At 68.6% G+C, this 20,362-nt stretch carries 18 protein-coding genes and 1 pseudogene; 11 read left to right on the forward strand and 8 right to left on the reverse strand.

Features of this window, described 5'->3' with window-relative positions:
* The first annotated feature begins 8 nt into the window (after positions 1-8).
* Together LVB77_RS18655 and LVB77_RS18660 are read left to right on the forward strand one after the other, a co-directional pair.
* Positions 9-1,727 (forward strand): proline--tRNA ligase, encoded by a 1,719-nt coding sequence (locus tag LVB77_RS18655; protein WP_232907600.1) that lies wholly within the window; start codon positions 9-11, stop codon positions 1,725-1,727.
* Positions 1,728-1,896: 169 nt separating this feature from the next.
* Positions 1,897-2,271, forward strand: a pseudogene (locus tag LVB77_RS18660) (H-NS histone family protein); the annotation flags it as partial.
* Positions 2,272-2,439: 168 nt separating this feature from the next.
* Here LVB77_RS18660 and LVB77_RS18665 read toward each other — a convergent pair.
* The gene (locus LVB77_RS18665; protein WP_232907603.1) at positions 2,440-3,711 is read right to left on the reverse strand and encodes a threonine/serine exporter family protein; all 1,272 of its coding nucleotides are present in this window, start codon (positions 3,709-3,711) and stop codon (positions 2,440-2,442) included.
* 102 nt (positions 3,712-3,813) lie between these two features.
* On the opposite strand from LVB77_RS18665, the gene LVB77_RS18670 reads away from it, so the two are divergent.
* Genes LVB77_RS18670 through LVB77_RS18690 form a run of 5 tightly spaced genes read left to right on the forward strand, consistent with a single transcriptional unit; the run spans position 3,814 to position 8,309 of the window.
* Positions 3,814-4,932: an MlaE family lipid ABC transporter permease subunit gene (locus tag LVB77_RS18670; protein WP_232907605.1), complete on the forward strand. Its 1,119-nt coding sequence runs from the start codon at positions 3,814-3,816 to the stop codon at positions 4,930-4,932.
* Between the two features lie 2 nt (positions 4,933-4,934).
* Positions 4,935-5,774 (forward strand): ABC transporter ATP-binding protein, encoded by an 840-nt coding sequence (locus LVB77_RS18675; RefSeq protein ID WP_232907607.1) that lies wholly within the window; start codon positions 4,935-4,937, stop codon positions 5,772-5,774.
* A gap of 27 nt (positions 5,775-5,801) precedes the next feature.
* Positions 5,802-6,665 (forward strand): CPBP family intramembrane glutamic endopeptidase, encoded by an 864-nt coding sequence (locus LVB77_RS18680; protein ID WP_232907608.1) that lies wholly within the window; start codon positions 5,802-5,804, stop codon positions 6,663-6,665.
* 46 nt (positions 6,666-6,711) lie between these two features.
* A complete protein-coding gene (locus LVB77_RS18685) occupies positions 6,712-7,638 on the forward strand; it encodes an MlaD family protein (RefSeq protein WP_232907609.1) in 927 nt (308 codons plus the stop codon).
* Positions 7,635-8,309 carry an ABC-type transport auxiliary lipoprotein family protein gene (locus tag LVB77_RS18690; protein WP_232907610.1) on the forward strand — a complete coding sequence of 225 codons (675 nt, stop codon included), beginning with the start codon at positions 7,635-7,637 and terminating at the stop codon, positions 8,307-8,309. The genes LVB77_RS18685 and LVB77_RS18690 overlap by 4 nt, the downstream gene beginning before the upstream one ends.
* 32 nt (positions 8,310-8,341) lie before the next feature.
* Here LVB77_RS18690 and LVB77_RS18695 read toward each other — a convergent pair whose 3' ends face one another.
* Entirely contained in the window at positions 8,342-9,094 is a 753-nt protein-coding gene (locus LVB77_RS18695) for a 4'-phosphopantetheinyl transferase superfamily protein (RefSeq protein WP_232907612.1), read from the reverse strand.
* 168 nt (positions 9,095-9,262) lie between these two features.
* On the opposite strand from LVB77_RS18695, the gene LVB77_RS18700 reads away from it, so the two are divergent.
* Both LVB77_RS18700 and LVB77_RS18705 read left to right on the forward strand, forming a co-directional pair.
* Positions 9,263-10,891: an electron transfer flavoprotein-ubiquinone oxidoreductase gene (locus tag LVB77_RS18700; RefSeq protein ID WP_232907613.1), complete on the forward strand. Its 1,629-nt coding sequence runs from the start codon at positions 9,263-9,265 to the stop codon at positions 10,889-10,891.
* Between the two features lie 12 nt (positions 10,892-10,903).
* The gene (locus tag LVB77_RS18705; protein WP_232907614.1) at positions 10,904-11,542 is read left to right on the forward strand and encodes a hypothetical protein; all 639 of its coding nucleotides are present in this window, start codon (positions 10,904-10,906) and stop codon (positions 11,540-11,542) included.
* A gap of 120 nt (positions 11,543-11,662) precedes the next feature.
* Here LVB77_RS18705 and LVB77_RS18710 read toward each other — a convergent pair whose 3' ends face one another.
* Entirely contained in the window at positions 11,663-13,027 is a 1,365-nt protein-coding gene (locus LVB77_RS18710; RefSeq protein WP_232907616.1) for a PLP-dependent aminotransferase family protein, read from the reverse strand.
* Positions 13,028-13,139: 112 nt separating this feature from the next.
* Here LVB77_RS18710 and LVB77_RS18715 point away from each other — a divergent pair, with 112 nt between their 5' ends.
* Positions 13,140-14,456 (forward strand): alpha/beta hydrolase, encoded by a 1,317-nt coding sequence (locus tag LVB77_RS18715; protein ID WP_232907617.1) that lies wholly within the window; start codon positions 13,140-13,142, stop codon positions 14,454-14,456.
* A gap of 68 nt (positions 14,457-14,524) precedes the next feature.
* On the opposite strand, the gene LVB77_RS18720 is transcribed toward LVB77_RS18715, so the two are convergent.
* Both LVB77_RS18720 and LVB77_RS18725 read right to left on the reverse strand, forming a co-directional pair.
* Positions 14,525-15,160 carry a CoA transferase subunit B gene (locus tag LVB77_RS18720; RefSeq protein ID WP_232907618.1) on the reverse strand — a complete coding sequence of 212 codons (636 nt, stop codon included), beginning with the start codon at positions 15,158-15,160 and terminating at the stop codon, positions 14,525-14,527.
* A gap of 56 nt (positions 15,161-15,216) precedes the next feature.
* The gene (locus LVB77_RS18725; protein ID WP_232907619.1) at positions 15,217-15,954 is read right to left on the reverse strand and encodes a CoA transferase subunit A; all 738 of its coding nucleotides are present in this window, start codon (positions 15,952-15,954) and stop codon (positions 15,217-15,219) included.
* 118 nt (positions 15,955-16,072) lie between these two features.
* Between LVB77_RS18725 and LVB77_RS18730 the strand changes: the two genes are divergently transcribed.
* Positions 16,073-17,014 carry a hypothetical protein gene (locus LVB77_RS18730; protein ID WP_232907620.1) on the forward strand — a complete coding sequence of 314 codons (942 nt, stop codon included), beginning with the start codon at positions 16,073-16,075 and terminating at the stop codon, positions 17,012-17,014.
* On the opposite strand, the gene LVB77_RS18735 is transcribed toward LVB77_RS18730, so the two are convergent.
* The 3 genes from LVB77_RS18735 to LVB77_RS18745 all read right to left on the reverse strand — a co-directional run bounded on the left by LVB77_RS18735 (position 17,008) and on the right by LVB77_RS18745 (position 20,269).
* Complete coding sequence (locus tag LVB77_RS18735; protein ID WP_232907622.1) at positions 17,008-17,208, reverse strand: hypothetical protein; 201 nt, start codon at positions 17,206-17,208, stop codon at positions 17,008-17,010. The genes LVB77_RS18730 and LVB77_RS18735 overlap by 7 nt on opposite strands.
* A gap of 21 nt (positions 17,209-17,229) precedes the next feature.
* Positions 17,230-18,573 (reverse strand): hypothetical protein, encoded by a 1,344-nt coding sequence (locus LVB77_RS18740; protein ID WP_232907628.1) that lies wholly within the window; start codon positions 18,571-18,573, stop codon positions 17,230-17,232.
* Between the two features lie 283 nt (positions 18,574-18,856).
* Positions 18,857-20,269 carry a mannose-1-phosphate guanylyltransferase/mannose-6-phosphate isomerase gene (locus LVB77_RS18745; RefSeq protein WP_232907629.1) on the reverse strand — a complete coding sequence of 471 codons (1,413 nt, stop codon included), beginning with the start codon at positions 20,267-20,269 and terminating at the stop codon, positions 18,857-18,859.
* Positions 20,270-20,362: the final 93 nt, after the last annotated feature.

A 20,362-nucleotide genomic window follows, 5' to 3' on the forward strand; every position in this document is an offset into this window, starting at 1 on the left:
CCCCGCCGATGCGTCTGTCGCAGTTCCACCTCCATACCAGCAAGGAAACCCCCGCCGAGGCCGAAATCGTCAGCCACAAGCTGATGCTCAAGGCCGGCATGATCCGCAAGCTTGCCGCCGGCCTGTACACCTGGTCGCCGCTGGGCCTGCGCGTGTTGCGCAAGGTCGAGCGCGCGGTGCGCGAGGAAATGGACGCCGCCGGCGCGATCGAGGTGCTGATGCCGACCGTGCAGCCGCGCGAGCTGTGGGAGGAAACCGGGCGCTGGGAGAAATTCGGCGACCAGCTGCTGAAGTTCAAGGACCGCAAGGAGTCCGGCTACTGCTACGCCCCCACCGCCGAGGAAGTCATCACCGACTTCGCGCGCGACGAGCTGTCCAGCTACAAGCAGCTGCCGGTGAACTTCTACCAGGTGCAGACCAAGTTCCGCGACGAGATCCGGCCGCGCTTCGGCGTGATGCGCGCGCGCGAGTTCCTGATGAAGGACGCCTACTCCTTCCACCTCAGCGATGAGGACCTGGGCCGCGAATACCGCAACATGTACGACACCTACGGCCGCATCTTCACCCGCCTGGGCCTGAAGTTCCGCGCCGTGTTCGCCGACACCGGCGCGATCGGCGGCAGCGCCTCGCACGAGTTCCACGTGCTGGCCGATTCGGGCGAGGACGCGATCGCGTTCTCGGACGGCTCCGACTACGCCGCCAACGTCGAGCTGGCCGAGGCGCTGGCGCCGGGCGAGCGCGCCGCGGCGGCCGAAGCGATGCGCAAGATCGACACGCCGACGCAGAAGACCTGCGAGGACGTGGCCGCGCTGATGGGCGTGGCGCTGTCGCGCACGGTGAAGTCGGTGGCCGTCGTCGGTGCGGACGGCGAAGGCCAGCCGCAGTTCGCGCTGGTGCTGGTGCGCGGCGACCACGTGGTCAACGAAATCAAGCTGCGCAAGCTCGCCGGCCTGGGCGAGTACCGCCTGGCCACCGAGGCCGAGATCCTCGAACACCTGGGCGCGAACCCCGGCTTCCTCGGCCCGGTCGCGCCGGCCAGGAAGATCCGCGTGATCGCCGACCGCAGCGTCGCGGCCATGGCCGATTTCGTGGTCGGCGCCAACGAGAACGGCTACCACCTGGCCGGCGTCAACTGGGGCCGCGACCTGGCCGAGCCGGACGAGGTCGCCGACGTGCGCAACGCGGTCGCCGGCGACCCCTCGCCCGACGGCCAGGGCCGCCTGGACATCGGCCGCGGCATCGAGGTGGGCCACGTGTTCCAGTTGGGCCGCAAGTACGCCGAGGCGATGAAGCTCAGCGTGCTGGACGAGACCGGCAAGGCCGCGGTGCCGGCCATGGGCTGCTACGGCATCGGCGTATCGCGCATCGTCGCCGCCGCGATCGAGCAGAACCACGACGAGGCCGGCATCTGCTGGCCCGAGGCGATGGCGCCGTGGGCGGCGGTGGTGTGCGTGATCAACCCCAAGAACGACCCGGCCGTGGCCGAGGCGGCGCAGGCGCTGTACCGCGACCTCAACGCCGCCGGCGTCGACACCGCCCTGGACGACCGCGGCCTGCGCCCGGGCGCGATGTTCGCCGACATGGAGCTGATCGGCGTGCCGCACCGGATCGTGGTGTCCGAGCGCGGCCTGGCCGCGGGCACTTACGAGTACCGCCAGCGCCGCGCCAGCGAGGCCGAAAACCTCGACCGCGAGCGCCTGTTCGCGCGCCTGCTGCCGGGCGCCTGAGCCGCCCGCGCGGCCCGTCCGTCGGGTCCGCGGCCGGCGGGGATTATCGAACCGAATATCTCCCGGGATACCCCGGGAGATTTACGCCGCCGCCCGGCCCGATTAACATGCCCGGGCAAGCCATGGAGCGGCTGATAATCCAAACCGATATTCCCCACCGGAGCCCCCCATGTCGATCGATCTGAACTCGTTGTCCGCGAAAGAACTCGAATCGCTGATCACGCAGGCCAAAAAGCGCAAAACCACGCTCAACAAGCGCAAGCCGATCGCGGCCGTGCGCAAGAAGCTGACCCAGCTCGCCAAGGCCGAGGGCTACGACATCGCCGAGCTGTTCGGCAACGGCGCCAGCGCCTCCAGCACGCGCGCCAAGGCCGCCAAGCCGGCCGCGGGCGCCGCGCGCAAGGCGCGCAAGCCGTTGGGCAAGGTCGCGCCGAAGTACCGCAACCCCGGCAACACCGGCGAGACCTGGACCGGCCGCGGCAAGCAGCCGCGCTGGCTGGCCGCCTACACCGGCAACGGCCGCAAGCTGGAAGAGTTCCTGATCAAGTAAACGCGGCGCGGTCACGCGCAGCGCTCGCGAAAACGCCGGCCCCGCGCCGGCGTTTTCGTTTTCGCGAATCGGATTATCGCGACATGAATGCGGACGCCGGATCCGGAGTTTCCCCAGGGATAATCACGCAGGCGATGCGCTAGCGAATCGCAGCGCATTCGGCTACAGATTGCGCCGCGCCGGCAACAGCAGATTGCCGAACAGCAAACCGGCAATCAGCGCCAGCAGGATGTTGATCACCGCCAGCACCGCATCCTGGCCGACCTCCATGTCCTGCTGCTGGATCAGCGTCAGCAGGCCGCGCAGGCTGACGCTGCCGGGCACCAGCATGATGATGCCGGGCACGCGCACGATGGCGCCGGGCCGGTTGCCCCAGCGCGCGTAGGCGTTGCCGGCCGCGGTCAGCGCCAGCGCGGCCAGGAAGATGCCGGCCGGACTGCCCCAGGCTTCGCCGGCGAAGCGCGAAATCAGGTAACCGCAGGCGGCCGCGGCCATCACCTTCGGATAATCGCTGCGGTGGGCGCGGAACAGCACCGCGAACGCATACGAGGCCACCGCCAATCCGCACCACTCCACCCACGCCGGCTGCGGACGCGAGGCCTGGATGGCCGGCTTCAGCCCGACCAGGTCGGCCAGGTACAAGGCGATGATGGTGCCCACCGCCAGCTTGACCACCGTGGTCAGCGCACCGGCGAAACGCGCCGTGCCCGAGACCAGGTGCTGGCTGGTGAGTTCGTTGACCGCGTTGGTCAGCGCCATGCCGGGCAGCAGCACGATCAACGAGGCGATGATCACCGTGTTCTGGTTGAGCGGCACCAGAAAACTCGCCACCAGCACCGCCAGCATGGCCGCGACCATGCCCGCCACCGCTTCCAGCGCTTCCTTGAAACGCGGGCGCGCACCCGACCAGTCGATCAGCAGACCGATCAGCAGGCCGTTGACGCCGGCCACCGCGATATCGGGCCAGGGCAGGCGCAGCAAACCGCCGACCGCCGACGCGGCCAGGCCGAAGGCCAGCACCTGCATCGCGCGCCAACGCCGCGTGCGCGGCCGGTCCAGCGCCTCCAGCGCGGCGTGGCCGGCGGCCAGGTCCAGGCGCCCGGCCATCACGTCCTCGGCGATGCGGTCGGTTTCGCTGAGCTTGTACAGATCGTTCTCGCCCGGCGGCAGGCGGATCACGCGCGTGGTGTCGCTTTCGCCGGGCGCCCGGTGCGGATCGCTGAAGGTCAGGATCAGCCCGGTCGGATTGGACCAGGGCTCACATTCCAGGCGCAGCCGTTGCGCGACCGCCGACACCGCGCCCTCCAGGCGCTGCGCGGTGGTGCCATACGCGTGCAGACGTTCGGCCAGCTCGACCACGAAGCCGATGCGTGCGGCGTAGCTGGTCGCGCTCAAGGGGGCGGGGGGCGCGCTTGCGGAAACGGGGGTCGACATGCGCGAAAGCATCGCATGCGGACACCCGACTTGGGCAGAACGATCGAGCCGACAAAGCGCTCACGTCGTCATGACTAGCCTGTATCCTGCGCCGGAGAGCCTATGACCCCATCGTCCTCGCACACGCCGCAGATCGCCGCCGACGCCCAGACGCCGTCGCGGCTGCGGCTATCCGGGCGCTGGACGCTGGAGAACGCCAACGCGATCTCGGCCGCGCTGCACGGCGCGCCCAAGGACGCCACCACGATCGACGCCAGCGGCGTCGAACGCCTGGACTCGGTCGGCGTGCTGCAGCTGATGCGCTTCGCGCGCCGGCGCGAGCTCGATTTCGACGGTTTCGACTTCCACGACAACCACCGCGCGCTGGTCAGCGCGATCGAGGACGTCTCCGACGAGCGTCCTAAGAAGAAACGCGAGTACGGCGTGTACGCCGCGCTGGCGCGCCTGGGCTACGCGGTCACCGACAACTGGAAGGAAGTGCTGGCGCTGGTCGCCTTTTTCGGCGAAACGCTGGTCAAGATCCTGCGCCTGTTCAAGGACCCGGGCCGTTTCCGTCCCACCGCCACCGTGCACCACATGGAGCAGGTCGGCCTGGACGCGGTGCCGCTGATCGCGCTGCTGTGCTTCCTGGTCGGCGCGGTGGTGGCGTTCCTGGGCGCGACCATCCTGCGCGACTTCGGCGCCACCATCTTCGTGGTCGAGCTGGTCAGCATTTCGTTCCTGCGCGAGTTCGGCGTGCTGCTGACCGCGATCGTGCTGGCCGGCCGCACCGCCAGCGCCTTCACCGCGCAGATCGGCGCCATGGTCAGCCGCGAGGAAGTCGACGCGATCCGCACCCTGGGCATGGACCCGATCGACCTGCTGGTGATCCCGCGCGTGCTGGCGCTGCTGGTGATGCTGCCGCTGCTGACCTTCGTGGCGATGATCTTCGGCCTGCTCGGCGGCCTGACCGTGGGCGCCTACAACCTCGACATTCCGCCGCAGCAGTACCTGGCGCGCATGCACGAGACGATGGAACTGCGCCATTTCCTGGTCGGCCTGTGCAAGGCGCCGGTATTCGCGCTGCTGATCAGCCTGATCGGCTGCCTGGAAGGCCTGCAGGTCGAGGGCACCGCGCAGTCGGTGGGCGAACGCACCACTTCCAGCGTGGTGCAGGCGATCTCGCTGGTGATCGTGATCGACGCCTTCGCCGCGATCTGGTTCATGGAGGTCGGGTTTTGAGCATGCCGTCCGCAGAAGCGTCCATCGACGACCCGCGCGATCCTATCGGCGCCGGCACGCCGATCATCCGCGTGCGCGGACTGGTCAACCGGTTCGGCGAGCAGACCGTGCACGACGGCCTGGACCTGGACGTGAAACCCGGCGAGATCCTGGGCGTGGTCGGCGGCTCGGGCACCGGCAAGTCGGTGCTGATGCGCTCCATCCTGGGCCTGCGCCGTCCCGACGAAGGCCGCATCGAAGTGCTGGGCATCGACGCGCGCAGCGAGGATCCGCTGCGCCGGCGCGAGATCGAGCGCAACACCGGCGTGCTGTTCCAGGACGGTGCGCTGTTCTCTTCGCTGACCGTGGGCGAGAACGTGCAGGTGCCGTTGAAGGAGTACCACGGCGACCTGCCCGATACGCTGCGCTACGAACTGTCGCTGCTTAAGGTCAAGCTGGCCGGCCTGCCCGCCGACGCGATCAACAAGCTGCCCTCGCAGCTGTCCGGCGGCATGCGCAAGCGCGCCGGTCTGGCGCGCGCGCTGGCGCTGGATCCGCCGCTGCTGTTCCTGGACGAACCCACCGCCGGCCTGGACCCGATCGGCGCGGCCGCGTTCGACCGTTTGATCCGCACCCTGCAGCAGGCGCTGGGGCTGACCGTGTTCCTGATCACCCACGACCTCGACACCCTGTACGCGATCTGCGACCGCATCGCCGTGCTCGCCGACCGCAAGGTGATCGCCTGCGCGCCGATGGCGGAGATCGAAAAACTCGACCATCCCTGGGCGCACGAGTATTTCCATGGCCCGCGCGCGCGCGCCGCCCAGGTCGCGCGCGACCAGCACGCGGCGGCCGAACGCTGACGCCGCCGCACGCAAGGACGCCCGCGCTTGAACCCCGCCCTCACCCTGATCCAGTACCACCTGCCCTACCTCGCACTGGGCTTGGCTTCGCTGCTGTTGTGGTGGCCGCGTTTGCGCAAGGCCAGCCTGGCGCTGTTGGCTGTGGCGGGCATCGCCGCGGCCCTGCACGGCCAGCTCGACGCGCGCGCCGCGATCGCGCTGGCGCTGCTGGCGCTGGCCGGCTGGCTGATCGCGCCGGCCCGCAAGCGGCCGTGGCGGATCGCCGGGCACGTGTTGTTCGTGCTGGTCGCGTTGGCGCTGGGCTTCCACGCGATGCCGGGGTTCCACAACCTGCTCGCGATCGCGCCGACCCGGATCACCCCGGATGCGATCGAGTTCGACATGTACCTCAACCTCGACAAGCCTCTGGTCGGTTTCTGGCTGGTGCTGGTCTGGGCCGGGGTGCAGCGGGAGCGTCCGTGGGCCGATTGGTTCAAGGCCGCGCTACCGGCCTGCCTGGGCGTGTCCATCGTGTGCCTGGGTGTGGCCTTCGCCCTGGGCCAGATCGCATGGGCGCCGAAATGGCCGACCTGGGGCTGGCTGTGGGCGGTCAACAATCTGCTGCTGGTGACCCTGGCCGAGGAGGCCCTGTTCCGCGGCTATCTGCAGGAAGGCCTGATGCGCCGCTGGCGCGAGCGCCGCTGGGGCGACGCGGCCGCGATCGCGGTGGCCGCGCTCGCGTTCGGCCTGGTCCACTTCGCCGGCGGCTGGCTGTCGGCGTCGCTGGCCGTGTTGGCCGGCATCGGCTACGGCCTGGCCTATCGCCGCGGCGGACTGCAGGCCGCGATGCTGACCCATTTCGGACTCAACCTGCTGCACTTCACCGCGTTCACTTACCCCGTGCTGGCATGATGTCCGTCACAGACCGCCCGCCGGGCCTCATCGTCTCAGGTGCCTGATGGAAACCAAGGCCAATTACGTCCTCATCGGCGCGTTCACGATCATCGCGACGCTGTTCCTGCTGCTGTTCGCGCTGTGGGCCGCCAAGTACTCGTCGGAGAAGAGCTGGCGCGAGTACGCGGTGATCTTCAACGAGCCGGTCACCGGCCTGTCGGAAGGCAGCACCGTGCAATACAACGGCATTTCGGTGGGCACGGTGAAACTGCTGCGGCTGGCGCCGGACGACCCGCGCCGGGTGATCGCGCAGCTGCGCCTGCAGGCCGACGCGCCGATCAAGGCCGACACCCGCGCCAAACTGTCGATGACCGGCATCACCGGCAGCCCGATCATCCAGCTCACCGGCGGCAGCCCCGGCAGCCCGGCGCTGGCCGACGTCGACCGGCGCGAGATTCCGGTGATCCAGACCGAGGCCTCGGCGCTGCAGAACATCGCCGACACCGCCAACCGGCTGGTCGCGCGCCTGGACCAGGTGCTCAGCGACGACAACGTCAAGCGCGTGTCGAACACGCTGGCCAACATCGAATCCATGACCGGCTCGATCGCCGACCAGCGCGAGGACCTGCGCGCCCTGATCGTCAATGCGCGCAAATCCAGCGAGCAGCTGACCGCGACCTTGAACACCACCAACCGCGCGGTGGAAAACGTCGACCGCGAACTGGTCGCCAAGCTGCCCGGCCTGATCGCCAAGCTAGACAGCACCCTGGGGCGCCTGGACTCGGCCGCCAACGGCGCCAACGGCATCCTCAACGACAACCGCGCCGCCATCAACAGCTTCGCCAACGACGGCCTGGCCCAGCTCGGCCCGACCCTGAGCGAACTGCGCAGCCTGGTGCGCGACCTGCGCCGCATCAGCGACCGCCTCGACAGCAATCCGACCCGTTACCTGCTCGGCCGCGACGCACAGAAGGAGTTCGAGCCGCAATGACCCGCCCTTCGTCCCCCTCTTCCGCGCGACTGCGCCGCCTGCTCGGCGCCGGCCTGCTGCTGGCGCTGGCCGGCTGCTCCATCCTCGAGCAGAAGCCCAAGGAACGCGCCACCCAGTACGCGCCCGACCCGCGCGTGCAGGCCGACGCGTCCTGGCCCAACGCCGACTGGCAGCTGTCGCTGACGCCGCCGACCGCGGCGCGCGTGATCGACAGTCTGCGCATCGCGGTGCGGCCGGCGCCCAACGAGATGCAGGTCTACAAGGGCGCCAGCTGGGCCAAGCCGCCGGGCGAGATGCTGCAGGACGCGCTGCTGCGCGCGCTGGAGGATTCCGGCCGCATCGACGCGGTGGCGCGCCAGGGCAGCGGCGTGGCCGCCGACTACAAGCTGGTGCTGGACCTGCGCCGCTTCGAATCCGACTACGGCAACGGCGAGGCGCTGCCGTCGGCGACCATCGAGGTCAGCGCCAAGCTGCTGCACAACCGCGATCAGAAGATCGCCGCGCAACGCACCTTCGTGCAGCGCCAGGCCGCGTCCACCACCGCGGTGCCGGACGTGGTCGCGGCCTTCGACGGCGCGCTGGCCTCGCTCACGCGCGAGATGGGCGGCTGGATCCTGACCAGCGGCAACGCCCACGAGCAGGCCGAACACCCGCGCGGCACGCAGCGCTAAAGACCTACGACGCCGGCCCGGCGCGGGCCGCGCTAGAACGGATCGGCCGGCCGCAGCACGCGGCCGCTCTCGGCGCCGCGATACGGCAAGGCCGCTACGGTCTCGATCGCGATCGCGTCCTGCCCGACGCGCGCGCGGCGCACGGCGATCGCGCCTAGATGCGTCGGCCCCAGACGGAAACTCCACAGGCGCCACGCCGGCGACGGGGCGCCGGCACGCTGCAGATGCGGCACGCCGTCGCCGTCGCGCGCGAACGCGATGCGGTCGAACGGCAGCCGTAACCCGCGCCCGCTGGCCTTGGCGTAGGCCTCCTTCAAGGTCCAACTGCGCAGGAACGCCTGTCCACGCAGTTCCGGCGCCTGCGCCCACAACTCGGCCAGCTCCTGCGGCGCCAGGGTGCGCGCGTTCCACAGCTCGGCGGTGTCGCGCTCAGCAGGCTCCAGGTCCAAGCCCACGCGCCCACCCGGCGCGACCAGGCAACCGACCAGGCCCGCGCAGTGCGACAGGCTGAAGCTCAGCTCCGGCGCATCCAGCACCTGCGGACGCCCGTAGATCCCGCGCCGGTAGCGCCAGTCCTGCGGCGGCCGCGGCCAACAGGCCGACAGCGCGTGGCGCAGCAGCAGCCGCGCGGCCAGGGCCTCGCGCCGCACCGCCGCCAGCCGCAGGCGCGCCAGCCGCGCGCGCTCGTCCTCGTCCAGCAACCCCAACTGGGCCTCGTAGACGGCGTCGTGGTCGGCGTCCACCTCGGCCAGGAACAGGCGCGGCTCGGCGGCGCCGGCGGGCAAGCGCGCGTCCTTCGCGGGTGGAGTGGCGGGGCCGGGCATGCGCAGGGCTCGGATCGGGGCGCGTCGAGCATACCGTCGCGGCCGCATTTACGGCGGCAGGCGTCGCCCGGCTTTGAGCTGGAGGCCCAAACCCGCGACAATTCCAGCCTCAGCAAGCGGAGAGCCAGCATGAGCGAACACAGCCCCACCCCCGCCGAGGTCGAGCGCGACGTCATGGAGTACGACGTCGTCACCGTCGGCGCCGGTCCGGCCGGCCTGTCGTTCGCGATCCGCCTCAAGCAGCTCAACCCGGACCTCTCGGTCTGCGTGATCGAGAAGTCCAGCACCATCGGCGCGCACATCCTGTCCGGCGCGGTCATCGAGACCGGCCCGCTGGACGCGCTGCTGCCGAACTGGCGCGACAACCCGCCGCCGATCTGCGTGCCGGTGACCCACGACGAGTTCTGGCTGCTCAACAAGGACGGCGGCCGCAAACTGCCGGTGCCTCCGGGCATGAACAACCACGGCAACGTGATCGTCAGCCTGGGCGCGATGTGCGCCTGGCTGGCGCCGCAGGCCGAGGCGCTGGGCGTGGAGATCTACCCCGGCTTCGCCGCCTCCGAGACTCTGCACGACGCCGACGGCCGCGTGCTGGGCGTGCGCATCGGCGACATGGGCGTGGCCAAGGACGGATCGCACAAGCCCGGCTACACCGCCGGCATCGACATCCGCGCCAAGGTCACCGTGTTCGCCGAGGGCGCGCGCGGCCACCTCACCAAGCGATTGGTCAAGCGTTTCGGCCTGGACGCCAACAGCGACCCGCAGGGCTATTCGATCGGCATCAAGGAACTGTGGCAGGTGCCGGAAGACCGCGTCACGCCGGGCAAGGTCGTGCACAGCTTCGGCTGGCCGGCCGACAACCGCACCTACGGCGGCAGCTTCCTGTATCACCTGGACAAGGGCCGCATCGCACTGGGCTACGTCAGCGGACTGGATTACGCCGATCCCGAGTACAAGCCTTGGGAAGCGTTCCAGCAATGGAAGAACCACCCCTCGGTCAAGCCGTTGCTGGAAGGCGGCAACCTGGTCTCGGCCGGCGCGCGCGCCATCGTCACCGGCGGCTGGCAGTCGCTGCCCAAGGTCGAGATGCCCGGCGCGCTGCTGATCGGCGACACCGCCGGCCTGCTCAACGTGCCCAAGATCAAGGGCACCCATCAGGCGATCCGCAGCGGCATGCTCGCCGCCGAACACCTGGCCGCCTCGGAACTCGCACCCGAAGGCTTCGACGCCAAGCTGCGCGCCTCGCCGGCGATGGACGAATTGAAGAAGGTCCGCAACATCAAGCCCGGCTTCAAGCGCGGCCTGTGGTTCGGCATGCTCAACGCCGCCTGGGAAACCGTCACCGGCGGTCTGTCGCCGTGGACGCTGAAGAACAAGCCCGACTGGTCGTCGCTGGACAAGCTCAAGGATTCTGAGCGCCCCAAGCGCGACTACGTCGAACGCACCCTGGTGCCGCGCGACCGTCTGGCCGGCGTCTACTTCGCCGCCACCGAGCACGACGAAGACCAGCCGGTGCACCTCAAGGTCGCCGACACCTCGATCTGCGTGACCCGCTGCGTCGAGGAATACGACAACCCCTGCACCCGCTTCTGCCCGGCCGGCGTCTACGAGATCGTCGAGGAAGCGCAAGGCAAGCGCCTGCAGATCAACGCCGCCAACTGCGTGCACTGCAAGACCTGCGACATCAAGGACCCGTACGAGATCATCACCTGGGTCACGCCGGAAGGCGGCGCGGGGCCGAATTATCAGAATCTCTGAGGCGTAAGGCCCTTGGCGACCCAGCTCGAGCGCATCCTGGTGACAACGGGCGCGCTCCTGGTCGCCGGTATTCTGGCGACCGCCATCTGGGCCAGTCGCCAAACTGTCCCGGCCTGGCAGCCTGCGGCACCATGGATTTCCGTGCCGCCCGAAAGCGAATTCGATGCGGGCGCAAACGCCAGAATCACACTACTGCGTACAGGGCCGCTGCTGGGCGACCTGCCCGACGCTTGCGGGCGCTCCGACCAGCCACGGATCGAACAGCGCTATGTGGCCATCTTCGACAACGGCGCATTCGACACTTTCTATCGGGCCGACTTCGACATTCGGGACGCGAAGGCGTCGGTCGAAGTCGATCTCGCATCCCGTGCATCCGGTGAAGGGGCGTATCCACGGCTGCACACCCGCAGGGTGTTCCATGCGGACACGAAGGAGTTGCTGGCGATCCAGCGCGCCTGGAGCGAGCCCACTCTATGGCAAGCGCCTCCAGAGCCATTGTTTCTATGCGTGAGCAGCGGCGGCACCATCCTGCAGTCGTGCGTGCAAGGCCGCTATACGCTGTCGGTACAACATTGCTCCGGAACGCCTGCTACCGAGGCGCTCAAGGCCGCGATCCAGTCGAAGTTTCCGCTGCCCCTACCCGACCGCTGAGTCGCGATCGGATTCACGCTGACCCTAGAAGCGACGTCGTGGTCGACACCTACATCGGCGTGAGTTGCCGCATTGGCGAGCACGGCGGGCCCTGCGTGCATTTCCGTTCGCAGGGGCCTGTCAGGTAAACAGCAGGCCGCGCATCTGCCTGTCCACCTGAGTAGTGACGTTGAACCGCATCCACTCGCTGCGCGCCTGCTGCGCGGTGAACAGGCTGCCTGGCGCGATCAGGATGTTCTGCTCACGGGCGCGCATAGCCAAGCCGTTGGTGTCGGTGCGCATGTTCACCCACAGGAACATGCCGTCGCTGGGCGCCCCCAACACCTCCCGCCCTTCCGCCGCGAACATCCGCTGCGCCTGATCGCGCTGCGGGGCCAGGCGTTCGCGCAGGCCTTCGACGTGCTTGTCGTAACGGCGTTCGGCCAGCAGCTTGTGCACCAGCCGTTCGTTGAGTTCGGGCGTGGTGAAGCCGGTGAGGATCTTGGCGTTGGTCAGCTTGCGCGCCAGCTCCGCGTTGGCCGCCAGATAACCGACGCGCACGTTGGCGGCCAGCGTCTTGGAGAAGCTGCCGGCGTAGATCACCTGCTGCAAGCGGTCCAACGCGGCCGCGCGCGTCACCGGGGTGCCGCACAGATCGGCGTAGACGTCGTCCTCGAAAACGGTCACGCCGTGGTGCGCGGCCAGCGCGAGGATACGCGCCACCACCGGCTCCGGCAGCGACAGCCCGGTGGGATTGCGCGCGGCGCAGCTGAGCACCATCAGACGCGGTCGCTCCTGCGCCATCGCGCGTTCCAACTCGCCCAGGTCCGGCCCCTGCGCGCCGCAGGCGATGCCGATCACGCGCGCGCCGTGCGCGGACGCGATGCCGAGCGCGCCGAACCAGCACGGGTCCAGCGTGAGCACCGCGTCGCCACGCTGGACCAGCGCCGCCAGCACCAGATTCAGCGCATGCGCGACACCGGTGGTCAGCACGATCTGATCCTGCTGGGCCAAGATGTCGAGCGCCGCCAGGCGTTGCTGCAGCAGCGCACGCAAGGGCGCGTAGCCGTGTGGTTTGCCGCTTTCCAGCCAGCGCCCCTCGCGCCCCAGCGCACGGATCGCCGCGCCCAGTTGCGCGCCGTCCAGCCACGACGGCGGCAGCACGCCCAGCCCGGGTCCGCGCGCGGTGCCGCTGGCGAGCATGTTCTGCATCAGCCAGTCCAGGTCGATCGTCGGTGCCGGCACGGCCATAGGCGCCGGCGCCTCGGCCGCGCGCCCGCGCACGTAAAAACCCGAACCCCGGCGCGCCTCCAGATAGCCGTCCGCAACCAGGCGCTCGTAGGCCTCGACCACGGTGAACGGCGACACGCCGCGCTGGCGCGCGAGCGCGCGCACGGAAGGCAGGCGCATTCCCGGCCGCAGCACCTGACCTTCGATGCGCCGGCGCGCCCAGCGCACGCAGTCCTCGACCAGGCTGAGCCCCGGATGGCGACGTTCGGGCGGCATGCTTCACCGTATCGGTGGAAAGATCGGAAAGTGTATCGGTACTGTACTGGTCGGCCGGGCTAAAAAGTATCCACGGCGCAGCGCGCCGCCCCTTCCCTCCTCCGGCCCGACCATGATCAGACCGCTTCCGCCCCTCATCCAAGGCATCGCCCTGTGCGCGCTGCTGGCCTCAGGCAGCCTGTGGCCGCGCGATGCGTCCGCCGCCGAGCCCACCGACCGCGCCTGCATCGGCAGCTACCGCCTTAGCGACGGACGCGATGTCGATCTGGCCGTGTCCGACGAAAGCCACTACCGCTGGCGCATGAAGGACGGCACCAGCGGCAAGCTGAGCGGGGCCGCGCGCGGCGCATGGGTGAGCACGCTGGGCTGGACCGACCGCGCCGACGGCCATCGCGTCGACCTGCGCGATTGCGCGCGCGGCCGCATCGCGTTCGACCGCATCGCCGGCGAGCGCCTGAAGTTCGAGGTCGTCGAAACCAGCTTCCAGGCCGGCGATGCAACGCTGGCCGGCCGCCTGGTGCTGCCGGCCGGCGACGACGCCGTGCCGATCGTGGTGTTGGTGCACGGCTCGGAGCGCGACTCCGCACGCGACTACTACGCGCTGCAGCGGCAGTTCCCGTCCGAGGGCATCGGCGCTTTCGTCTACGACAAGCGCGGCACCGGCGCGTCCACCGGCCGCTACACGCAGAACTTCCTGACCCTGGCCAACGACGCGATCGCGGCGCTGCGCGAGGCGCGGCGCCTGGCCGGCACGCGCGCCGGACGCATGGGCTATCAGGCCGGCAGCCAGGGCGGCTGGGTCGCGCCGCTGGCGGCGCGGATCGAACCGGCGGACTTCGTGATCGTCAGCTTCGGCCTGGCCGTATCGCCGCTGGACGAAGACCGCGAGGCGATCGCGCTGGACATGAGCCGCCGCGGCTACGGCCCCGACGTGGTCGCCAAGGCTATGGAGGTGGCCGATGCCACCGCTGTGGTCCTGCAAAGCGATTTCCGCGAAGGCTACGACGGCCTGGCGAAGATCAAGCAGCGTTACGGCGCCGAACCCTGGTTCAAGTTCGTGCGCGGCAATGTGAGCTTCTTCATCCTGGAAAAACCAGAAGCGGAACTGCGCACGGTCGGACCGACGCTGTTTCCGGGCACGCCGCTGGATTACGACGCCATGCCGGTGCTGCGCAACCTGCGCGTGCCGCAGCTGTGGCTGTTGGGCGGCGAGGACATCGACGCGCCCAGCGCGGAAACCGTGCGGCGCCTGACCGGGCTGGCCCAGGCCGGCGCACCCATCCGCCACACCGTGTTTCCGCATGCCGAGCACGGCATGTACGAGTTCGAAGTCGGCGCCGACGGCAGCCGCCTGTCGACGCGCCAGCCCGCGGACTATTTCCCGCAGATGCGCGACTTCATCAAGAGCGGCTCGGTCCAGCCACGGTGAAGCAGATCGAGTAGCCGCGGCGGCGGTTGGCGAAGGTGCGCGAGCGGCGCACCTTTGCCGTTATGCGCTCAGGCGGCGCGCTTGAACGCCACGCCGGTCTTCTCGCGCAGCTCGTCCTCGCCCACGCCGGGCGCGGTTTCCACCAGCACCAGGCCCTCGTCGGTCACGTCCATCACCGCCAGTTCGGTGATGATGCGGTTGACCACGCCCAGCCCGGTCAGCGGCAGCGTGCATTCGGGCAGGATCTTGTGTTCGCCGTTCTTGGCGCTGTGCTCCATCAGCACCACCACGCGCTTGACGCCGGCCACCAGGTCCATCGCGCCGCCCATGCCCTTGACCATCTTGCCGGGCACCATCCAGTTGGCCAGGTCGCCCTTGTCGGTGACCTGCATCGCGCCCAGGATCGCCAGATCGATGTGGCCGCCGCGGATCATCGCGAAGCTGTCGTGGCTGCCGAAGTAGCTGGCGCCGTCGCGCGCGGTCACGGTCTGCTTGCCGGCGTTGATGAGGTCGGCGTCGACCTCGGCCTCGGTCGGGAACGGGCCGATGCCGAGCAGGCCGTTTTCGGACTGCAGCCACACGTCCATGCCGTCGGGGATGAAGTTGGCCACCAGCGTCGGCAGGCCGATGCCGAGGTTGACGTAGGCGCCGTCGGTGAGTTCCTGCGCGGCGCGCTGCGCCATTTGATCGCGGGTCCAAGCCATGTCGAATTCCTTAAGAAGTGTCGTGAGCGTCGAGTCGTCGGTGAGCGCTGCGCGCCTCAGGCGCGCACGGTGCGCTGCTCGATGCGCTTCTCGGGCGCGGCGTTGAGCACGATGCGATCGACGTAGATGCCGGGCAGGTGGACGTGGTCGGGATCGATCGCGCCGACCTCGACGATCTGCTCGACTTCGGCCACGCAGACCTTGCCGGCCATGGCGCAGGCCGGATTGAAGTTGCGCGCGGTCTTGCGGAACACCAGGTTGCCGGCGGTGTCGGCCTTCCAGGCCTTGACCAGCGAGACGTCGGCCTTGAGCGCGGTTTCCATCACGTAGTGGTGGCCGTCGAACTCGCGCGTTTCCTTGCCGTCGGCGACCACGGTGCCGTAGCCGGTGCGCGTGTAGAAGGCCGGAATGCCGGCGCCGCCGGCGCGCAGGCGCTCGGCCAGCGTGCCCTGCGGGTTGAATTCCAGATCGAGCTCGCCGGACAGGAACTGGCGCTCGAACTCCTTGTTCTCGCCGACGTAGGACGAAATCATCTTGCGGATCTGCCGCGTTTCCAGCAGCAGGCCCAGGCCGAAACCGTCGACGCCGGCGTTGTTGGAGATCGCGGTCAGCCCCTTGACGCCGCTGTCGCGCAAGGCGGCGATCAGGGCCTCGGGAATGCCGCACAGGCCGAAGCCGCCGACCGCCAGGGTCTGGCCGTCGGCAACCAGTCCGCGCAGCGCTTCGTGGGCATTGGGGAACACTTTGTTCTTCGCGGCGCCGGCGCTGCGCGTCGCGGCAATGGCCTCGGCCATGGTGGGGGAACTCCTGTGCGGGATGGGCGCAGTTTACCGTGCCGGGCCGCCCCGCCCCACCGGACATTAGGGCAATGGTCACTCGTGCGGGGACGCGCGCCGACGTTAGACTCGATCCATGCGCACCCTCGCCCTGGTCACCGCCATCGCCGCCACCGGAACCGACACCGATATGGTGCCGCTGCTCGAAGCCTGCGCCCGCGCCGGCTGGCCTGCGGACGTGCGCGCCTGGGACGACCCCACCGTGACCTGGTCACGATACGACGCCGTACTGCTGCGCTCGCCCTGGGACTACACCGAGCGCCTGCCGGAGTTCCTGGCCTGGTGCGAACGCGTCGCCGCACGATCGCAATTGCTCAATCCGCTGCCGGTGGTGCGCTGGAACACCGACAAGCACTACCTGGCCGACCTGGCCGCACGCGGCGTGGCGGTGGTGCCCAGCGCCTACGTCGAACCCGACGCCGATCCGCTGCCGGCGCTGCAGGCCTTCCTGGCCGACCACGCCGAAGCCGGCGAGTTCGTGGTCAAGCCCACGGTCAGCGCCGGCTCGCGCGATACGCAACGGTATGCGCGCGCGCAGGAATTCGCCGCCGCCAATCACATCGCGCGCCTGCTCGACGCCGGCCGCAGCGTGCTGCTGCAGCCTTATCTGGCCTCGGTCGATCGCGACGGCGAAACCGCGCTGCTGTACTTCGACGGCGACTACAGCCACGCGATCCGCAAGGGCGCGCTGCTGCGCCCGGACACCGGCGCCACCGAGGCCTTGTTCGCGCCCGAGCAGATCGTGGCGCGCGAACCGGCCGCCGACGAACATGCGCTGGCGCAAGCCGTGCTCGCGGCCGCGCACGACGCGCTGAGGCTGGACGCGCCGCTCGCCTACGCGCGCGTCGACCTGATCCGCGACGGCGACGGTACGCCCCGATTGCTGGAGCTGGAACTGTGCGAGCCGTCGCTGTTCTTCCCATATGCCGAGGGCAGCGCGGATCGGTTTGTGGCGGTGTTACGGCGCGCGCTATCCAAGCTCAGGAACGAACGCGCAAAACCGTCGCAAGATCAGTAGATCTCCAAGACCAAACAGTATGGCTCCTCGGCCTCGGTCGCCCAGGAATCTCCCGGCTTGTCGACGTTCTCCACCTGAAACTGGCTGAACAATCCGCGGCGCAGGATGCGGTACTCGTCCTTTTTCAATGCCAGATTGTCGAAACGAACTTCGACTTTCATCTGGCTTCCCGTCAAGACCATCAGTTCAGACATGGCGTTGCTCCCCCTACAGAACTATTGCGTGGCGTTAACCAGTAGACGCACAAGACCAGGATCTATGCGCCTAATCTGTTTCTCGAAATCATCGACGGTCTTCGCGACCAGGATTTGTCTGCGGCGCTCCTTCGGCAATTTCACACCTGCCTTCTGCGTCAAGGCATCCAAGGTCGCAGCATTCAAGCTTTTTCCCTGTGCGAAATAAGTCCACAATGCGCCGACCCAACTGCGAGTATCGCCCTCAGCTTTCTGCTGAAGCGCCAAGTACTCAGCTTCCTCGCTTTTGAGCTCGGCCTTACGCGTCAGCACCAACTGTTCGACCAGTCCCTTACAGGCGTCATAAAAGCCCTGATCCGCACCGCCACTGGTTGGTCCATTGCGAAACCGCACCACGCAGGCCATCTCGATTTCATTGAAGTTGTCGCTCTGCTTCACGATCTCCAGCACGACTTGTGCGATGTCCTTGTTCGCCGCCAACCCCTGCTGCTGCGCCGAGCTCGCCGACCCCCAAGCCGTGACCAGGGCGTCGCCTTGTCGCTGCAGCGCGGCGGCCAGCGTCGCCTGATAGGCGGTTGCCTGCTTGTGCGCGTCCGCCGCGGTGTCCGCTGCATCGCACTTGGCTTTCTTGTCCTTGAGTTGCGCCTCGGTGACCTTGTCGTTGGGCGCTTTCGGCGCGCTGGCGCAGTCGCCTTCGGGCGTTTGATCGTAGGCGGCCTTGGCGGCGGTCGCACTGGCCTTTTTGGCGTCGGCCTCACGCTGCCTCGCGGCATCGAGCAACTTGATGGTTTCCTCTGTAGTCCCGGTGTCCGTCGCCTTGGCCAGCGTGGTCAGCGCCGTGGACTGCGCCCGGGCAACCCCGGTGATTTGTTCGATCGCTAGAATATGGACCATGGCGCGCTGGTCACGCGCCGCCTGCACGATGAACTCGTCGGTGCTCACCGCACCGCTGAGGTAGCGCTCGCAATTGCGGAACATCGCTTCGCGCAGGATGTTGACTGTTTGAGTGCGTTCGATCGTGGCCGCGTTTTCGGACAGTGTATGCCTGAGCGCCGTGCTGACCGCGTCTGCTTTCTTGGCGGTGAAGCTTGCTTCGGCCTCTGCCGACAGGCTGGTGGCAAGAGCAGTAAAAACGTCCGGCGGCGGCTCCGAACAGAAGCGTCGATAGAGGCGACCATCCACCGCACTGGGCGCGCCCACCGCACTGATGACGTTACGTTGCTTGGCGTCGATGCTGAGGATGTGCGCCTTGTAACCCCAAGGCGACGACGTGCGGTGAATCGACGTCGCGCACCCCAGCAGGGCGCACGACAGCAAGAACACGATCGAAACGCGAATAGCGGCGATACGCCGACGGCCGTCCATAGCCTTCCCCTTGCGCTGGCAGCGGTGTCTTCCATGACCGACCAGGGACGGGATTCGTCAGTTACCGCTCAGGACTGCACGAATTCGCGTTCGCCCGTATCGACCCCCAGGCATGGAGTACTCCAGGCGCATGGCTTTGCCAAGCGCTATTCGACGAACGGTAGCGGTGCAGGCTGAAGAAGCATGCGCTTACTACTCAATATCGGCATATTTTCCACTGCCGCGCGCACGGCATGCGAAGCGAGGCAGTCCGGCACGGAAATTGCGTCGTCCAGCGACTCCGTCAACTACGCCCGTACACATCCTCAAGCCGGACGATGTCGTCCTCGCCCAGGTAACCGCCGGACTGCACTTCGATCAGCTCGACCGGCTCGCTGCCGCGGTTGCGCAGGCGGTGCACGCTGCCGCGCGGGATGTAGGTGCTTTCGTTCTCGCGCAGCTCGAACACCTTGTCGTCGCAGGTGACCTCGGCCACGCCGGACACCACGATCCAATGCTCGGCGCGATGCTGGTGCTTCTGCAGGCTGAGCGCGGCGCCCGGCTTGACCACGATCTTCTTGACCTGGAAGCGCTCGCCCACGCCGATGGAATCGTAGCTGCCCCAGGGCCGGTAGACCTTGCGGTGGAAAAGATGCTCCTGGCGGCCGGCGGCCTTGAGCCGGTCGACGATGACCTTGACGTCCTGGACCCGGTCCTTGCGCGCGACCAGGGTCGCGTCGGCGGTGTCGACGATCACCAGATCCTCGACGCCGAGCGTGGCGATCATGCGCCGGTCGGAGGCGCGCACCAGGCTGTCGCGGGTGTCGACCGAGATCACGTCGCCCTCGTGACGGTTGCCGTCGGCATCGCGTTCGGCCACCGACCACAGCGAGGACCACGAGCCGATGTCGCTCCAACCGCAGCTCACCGGCACCACCGCGGCGCGATCGGTCTTTTCCATCACCGCGTAGTCGATGGAATCGCTGGGGCTGGCGGCGAACGCCTCCTGGCCCAGGCGCAGGAAATCCAGATCGGTGCCGGCGCTGTCGAACGCGGCCTGAGCGGCGGCGTGGATCGCCGGCGCCAGCCGCGCCAGCTCGTCCAGGTAGCTGCGCGCGCGGAACAGGAACATGCCCGAGTTCCAGGCGTAGGTGCCCTCGGCCAGGTAGCGCTCGGCGGTGGCCTGATCGGGCTTCTCGACGAAGCGCTGGATGCGGTACCCGTCCTCGCCCAAGGCGTCGCCGCGCAGGATGTAGCCGTAGCCAGTCTCGGCATAGTCGGGACGGATGCCGAACGCGACCAACCAGTCCTCGCGCCCCAGCCGCATCGCGGCGGCGACGGCGTCGCGGAACGCGGCCTCGTCGTCGATCAGATGGTCGGCCGGCATCACCAGCAACAGCGCCTCGGCGTCGCCGGCCAGCGCATGCAGCGCCGCGGCCGCGATCGCCGGCGCGGTGCTGCGCGCGACCGGCTCCAGCAGGATGCCGCCGCTGCGCACGCCGATCGCCTGCAACTGCTCGCCGACCATGAAACGGTGGTCGTCGGCGCAGACCGTGATCGGCGCCTGCGCCTGCGGCAGCTTGCTCGCGCGCAGCACGGTTTCCTGGAACAGCGAATGGTCCCCGATCAGCGACAGGAACTGCTTGGGTTGGTTCTGTCGCGAAAGCGGCCACAATCGGGTTCCGCTACCGCCGCTGAGGATGACCGGGTGAAGCATTTCGACTCCGCACTGGGGTTACGCCGTGAAGGGTACCGGATCGCGACCTCGCGCCGCCGGATTTGCGGCCCGCCGGCCGGGGCCGCCGCTCAG

The organism is Lysobacter sp. 5GHs7-4 (genome assembly GCF_021284765.1).
Classification (GTDB): Bacteria; Pseudomonadota; Gammaproteobacteria; order Xanthomonadales; family Xanthomonadaceae; genus Lysobacter.

What these genes read in the sequence shown, in the direction of transcription:
- LVB77_RS18655 (WP_232907600.1), top strand. Translation starts at nt 9, where the DNA reads ATGCGTCTGTCGCAGTTCCACCTCCATACCAGCAAGGAAACCCCCGCC.
- LVB77_RS18665 (WP_232907603.1), bottom strand. Translation starts at nt 3,711, where the DNA reads ATGTCGACCCCCGTTTCCGCAAGCGCGCCCCCCGCCCCCTTGAGCGCG.
- LVB77_RS18670 (WP_232907605.1), top strand. Translation starts at nt 3,814, where the DNA reads ATGACCCCATCGTCCTCGCACACGCCGCAGATCGCCGCCGACGCCCAG.
- LVB77_RS18675 (WP_232907607.1), top strand. Translation starts at nt 4,935, where the DNA reads ATGCCGTCCGCAGAAGCGTCCATCGACGACCCGCGCGATCCTATCGGC.
- LVB77_RS18685 (WP_232907609.1), top strand. Translation starts at nt 6,712, where the DNA reads ATGGAAACCAAGGCCAATTACGTCCTCATCGGCGCGTTCACGATCATC.
- LVB77_RS18690 (WP_232907610.1), top strand. Translation starts at nt 7,635, where the DNA reads ATGACCCGCCCTTCGTCCCCCTCTTCCGCGCGACTGCGCCGCCTGCTC.
- LVB77_RS18700 (WP_232907613.1), top strand. Translation starts at nt 9,263, where the DNA reads ATGAGCGAACACAGCCCCACCCCCGCCGAGGTCGAGCGCGACGTCATG.
- LVB77_RS18710 (WP_232907616.1), bottom strand. Translation starts at nt 13,027, where the DNA reads ATGCCGCCCGAACGTCGCCATCCGGGGCTCAGCCTGGTCGAGGACTGC.
- LVB77_RS18715 (WP_232907617.1), top strand. Translation starts at nt 13,140, where the DNA reads ATGATCAGACCGCTTCCGCCCCTCATCCAAGGCATCGCCCTGTGCGCG.
- LVB77_RS18720 (WP_232907618.1), bottom strand. Translation starts at nt 15,160, where the DNA reads ATGGCTTGGACCCGCGATCAAATGGCGCAGCGCGCCGCGCAGGAACTC.
- LVB77_RS18725 (WP_232907619.1), bottom strand. Translation starts at nt 15,954, where the DNA reads ATGGCCGAGGCCATTGCCGCGACGCGCAGCGCCGGCGCCGCGAAGAAC.
- LVB77_RS18730 (WP_232907620.1), top strand. Translation starts at nt 16,073, where the DNA reads ATGCGCACCCTCGCCCTGGTCACCGCCATCGCCGCCACCGGAACCGAC.
- LVB77_RS18735 (WP_232907622.1), bottom strand. Translation starts at nt 17,208, where the DNA reads ATGTCTGAACTGATGGTCTTGACGGGAAGCCAGATGAAAGTCGAAGTT.
- LVB77_RS18740 (WP_232907628.1), bottom strand. Translation starts at nt 18,573, where the DNA reads ATGGACGGCCGTCGGCGTATCGCCGCTATTCGCGTTTCGATCGTGTTC.
- LVB77_RS18745 (WP_232907629.1), bottom strand. Translation starts at nt 20,269, where the DNA reads ATGCTTCACCCGGTCATCCTCAGCGGCGGTAGCGGAACCCGATTGTGG.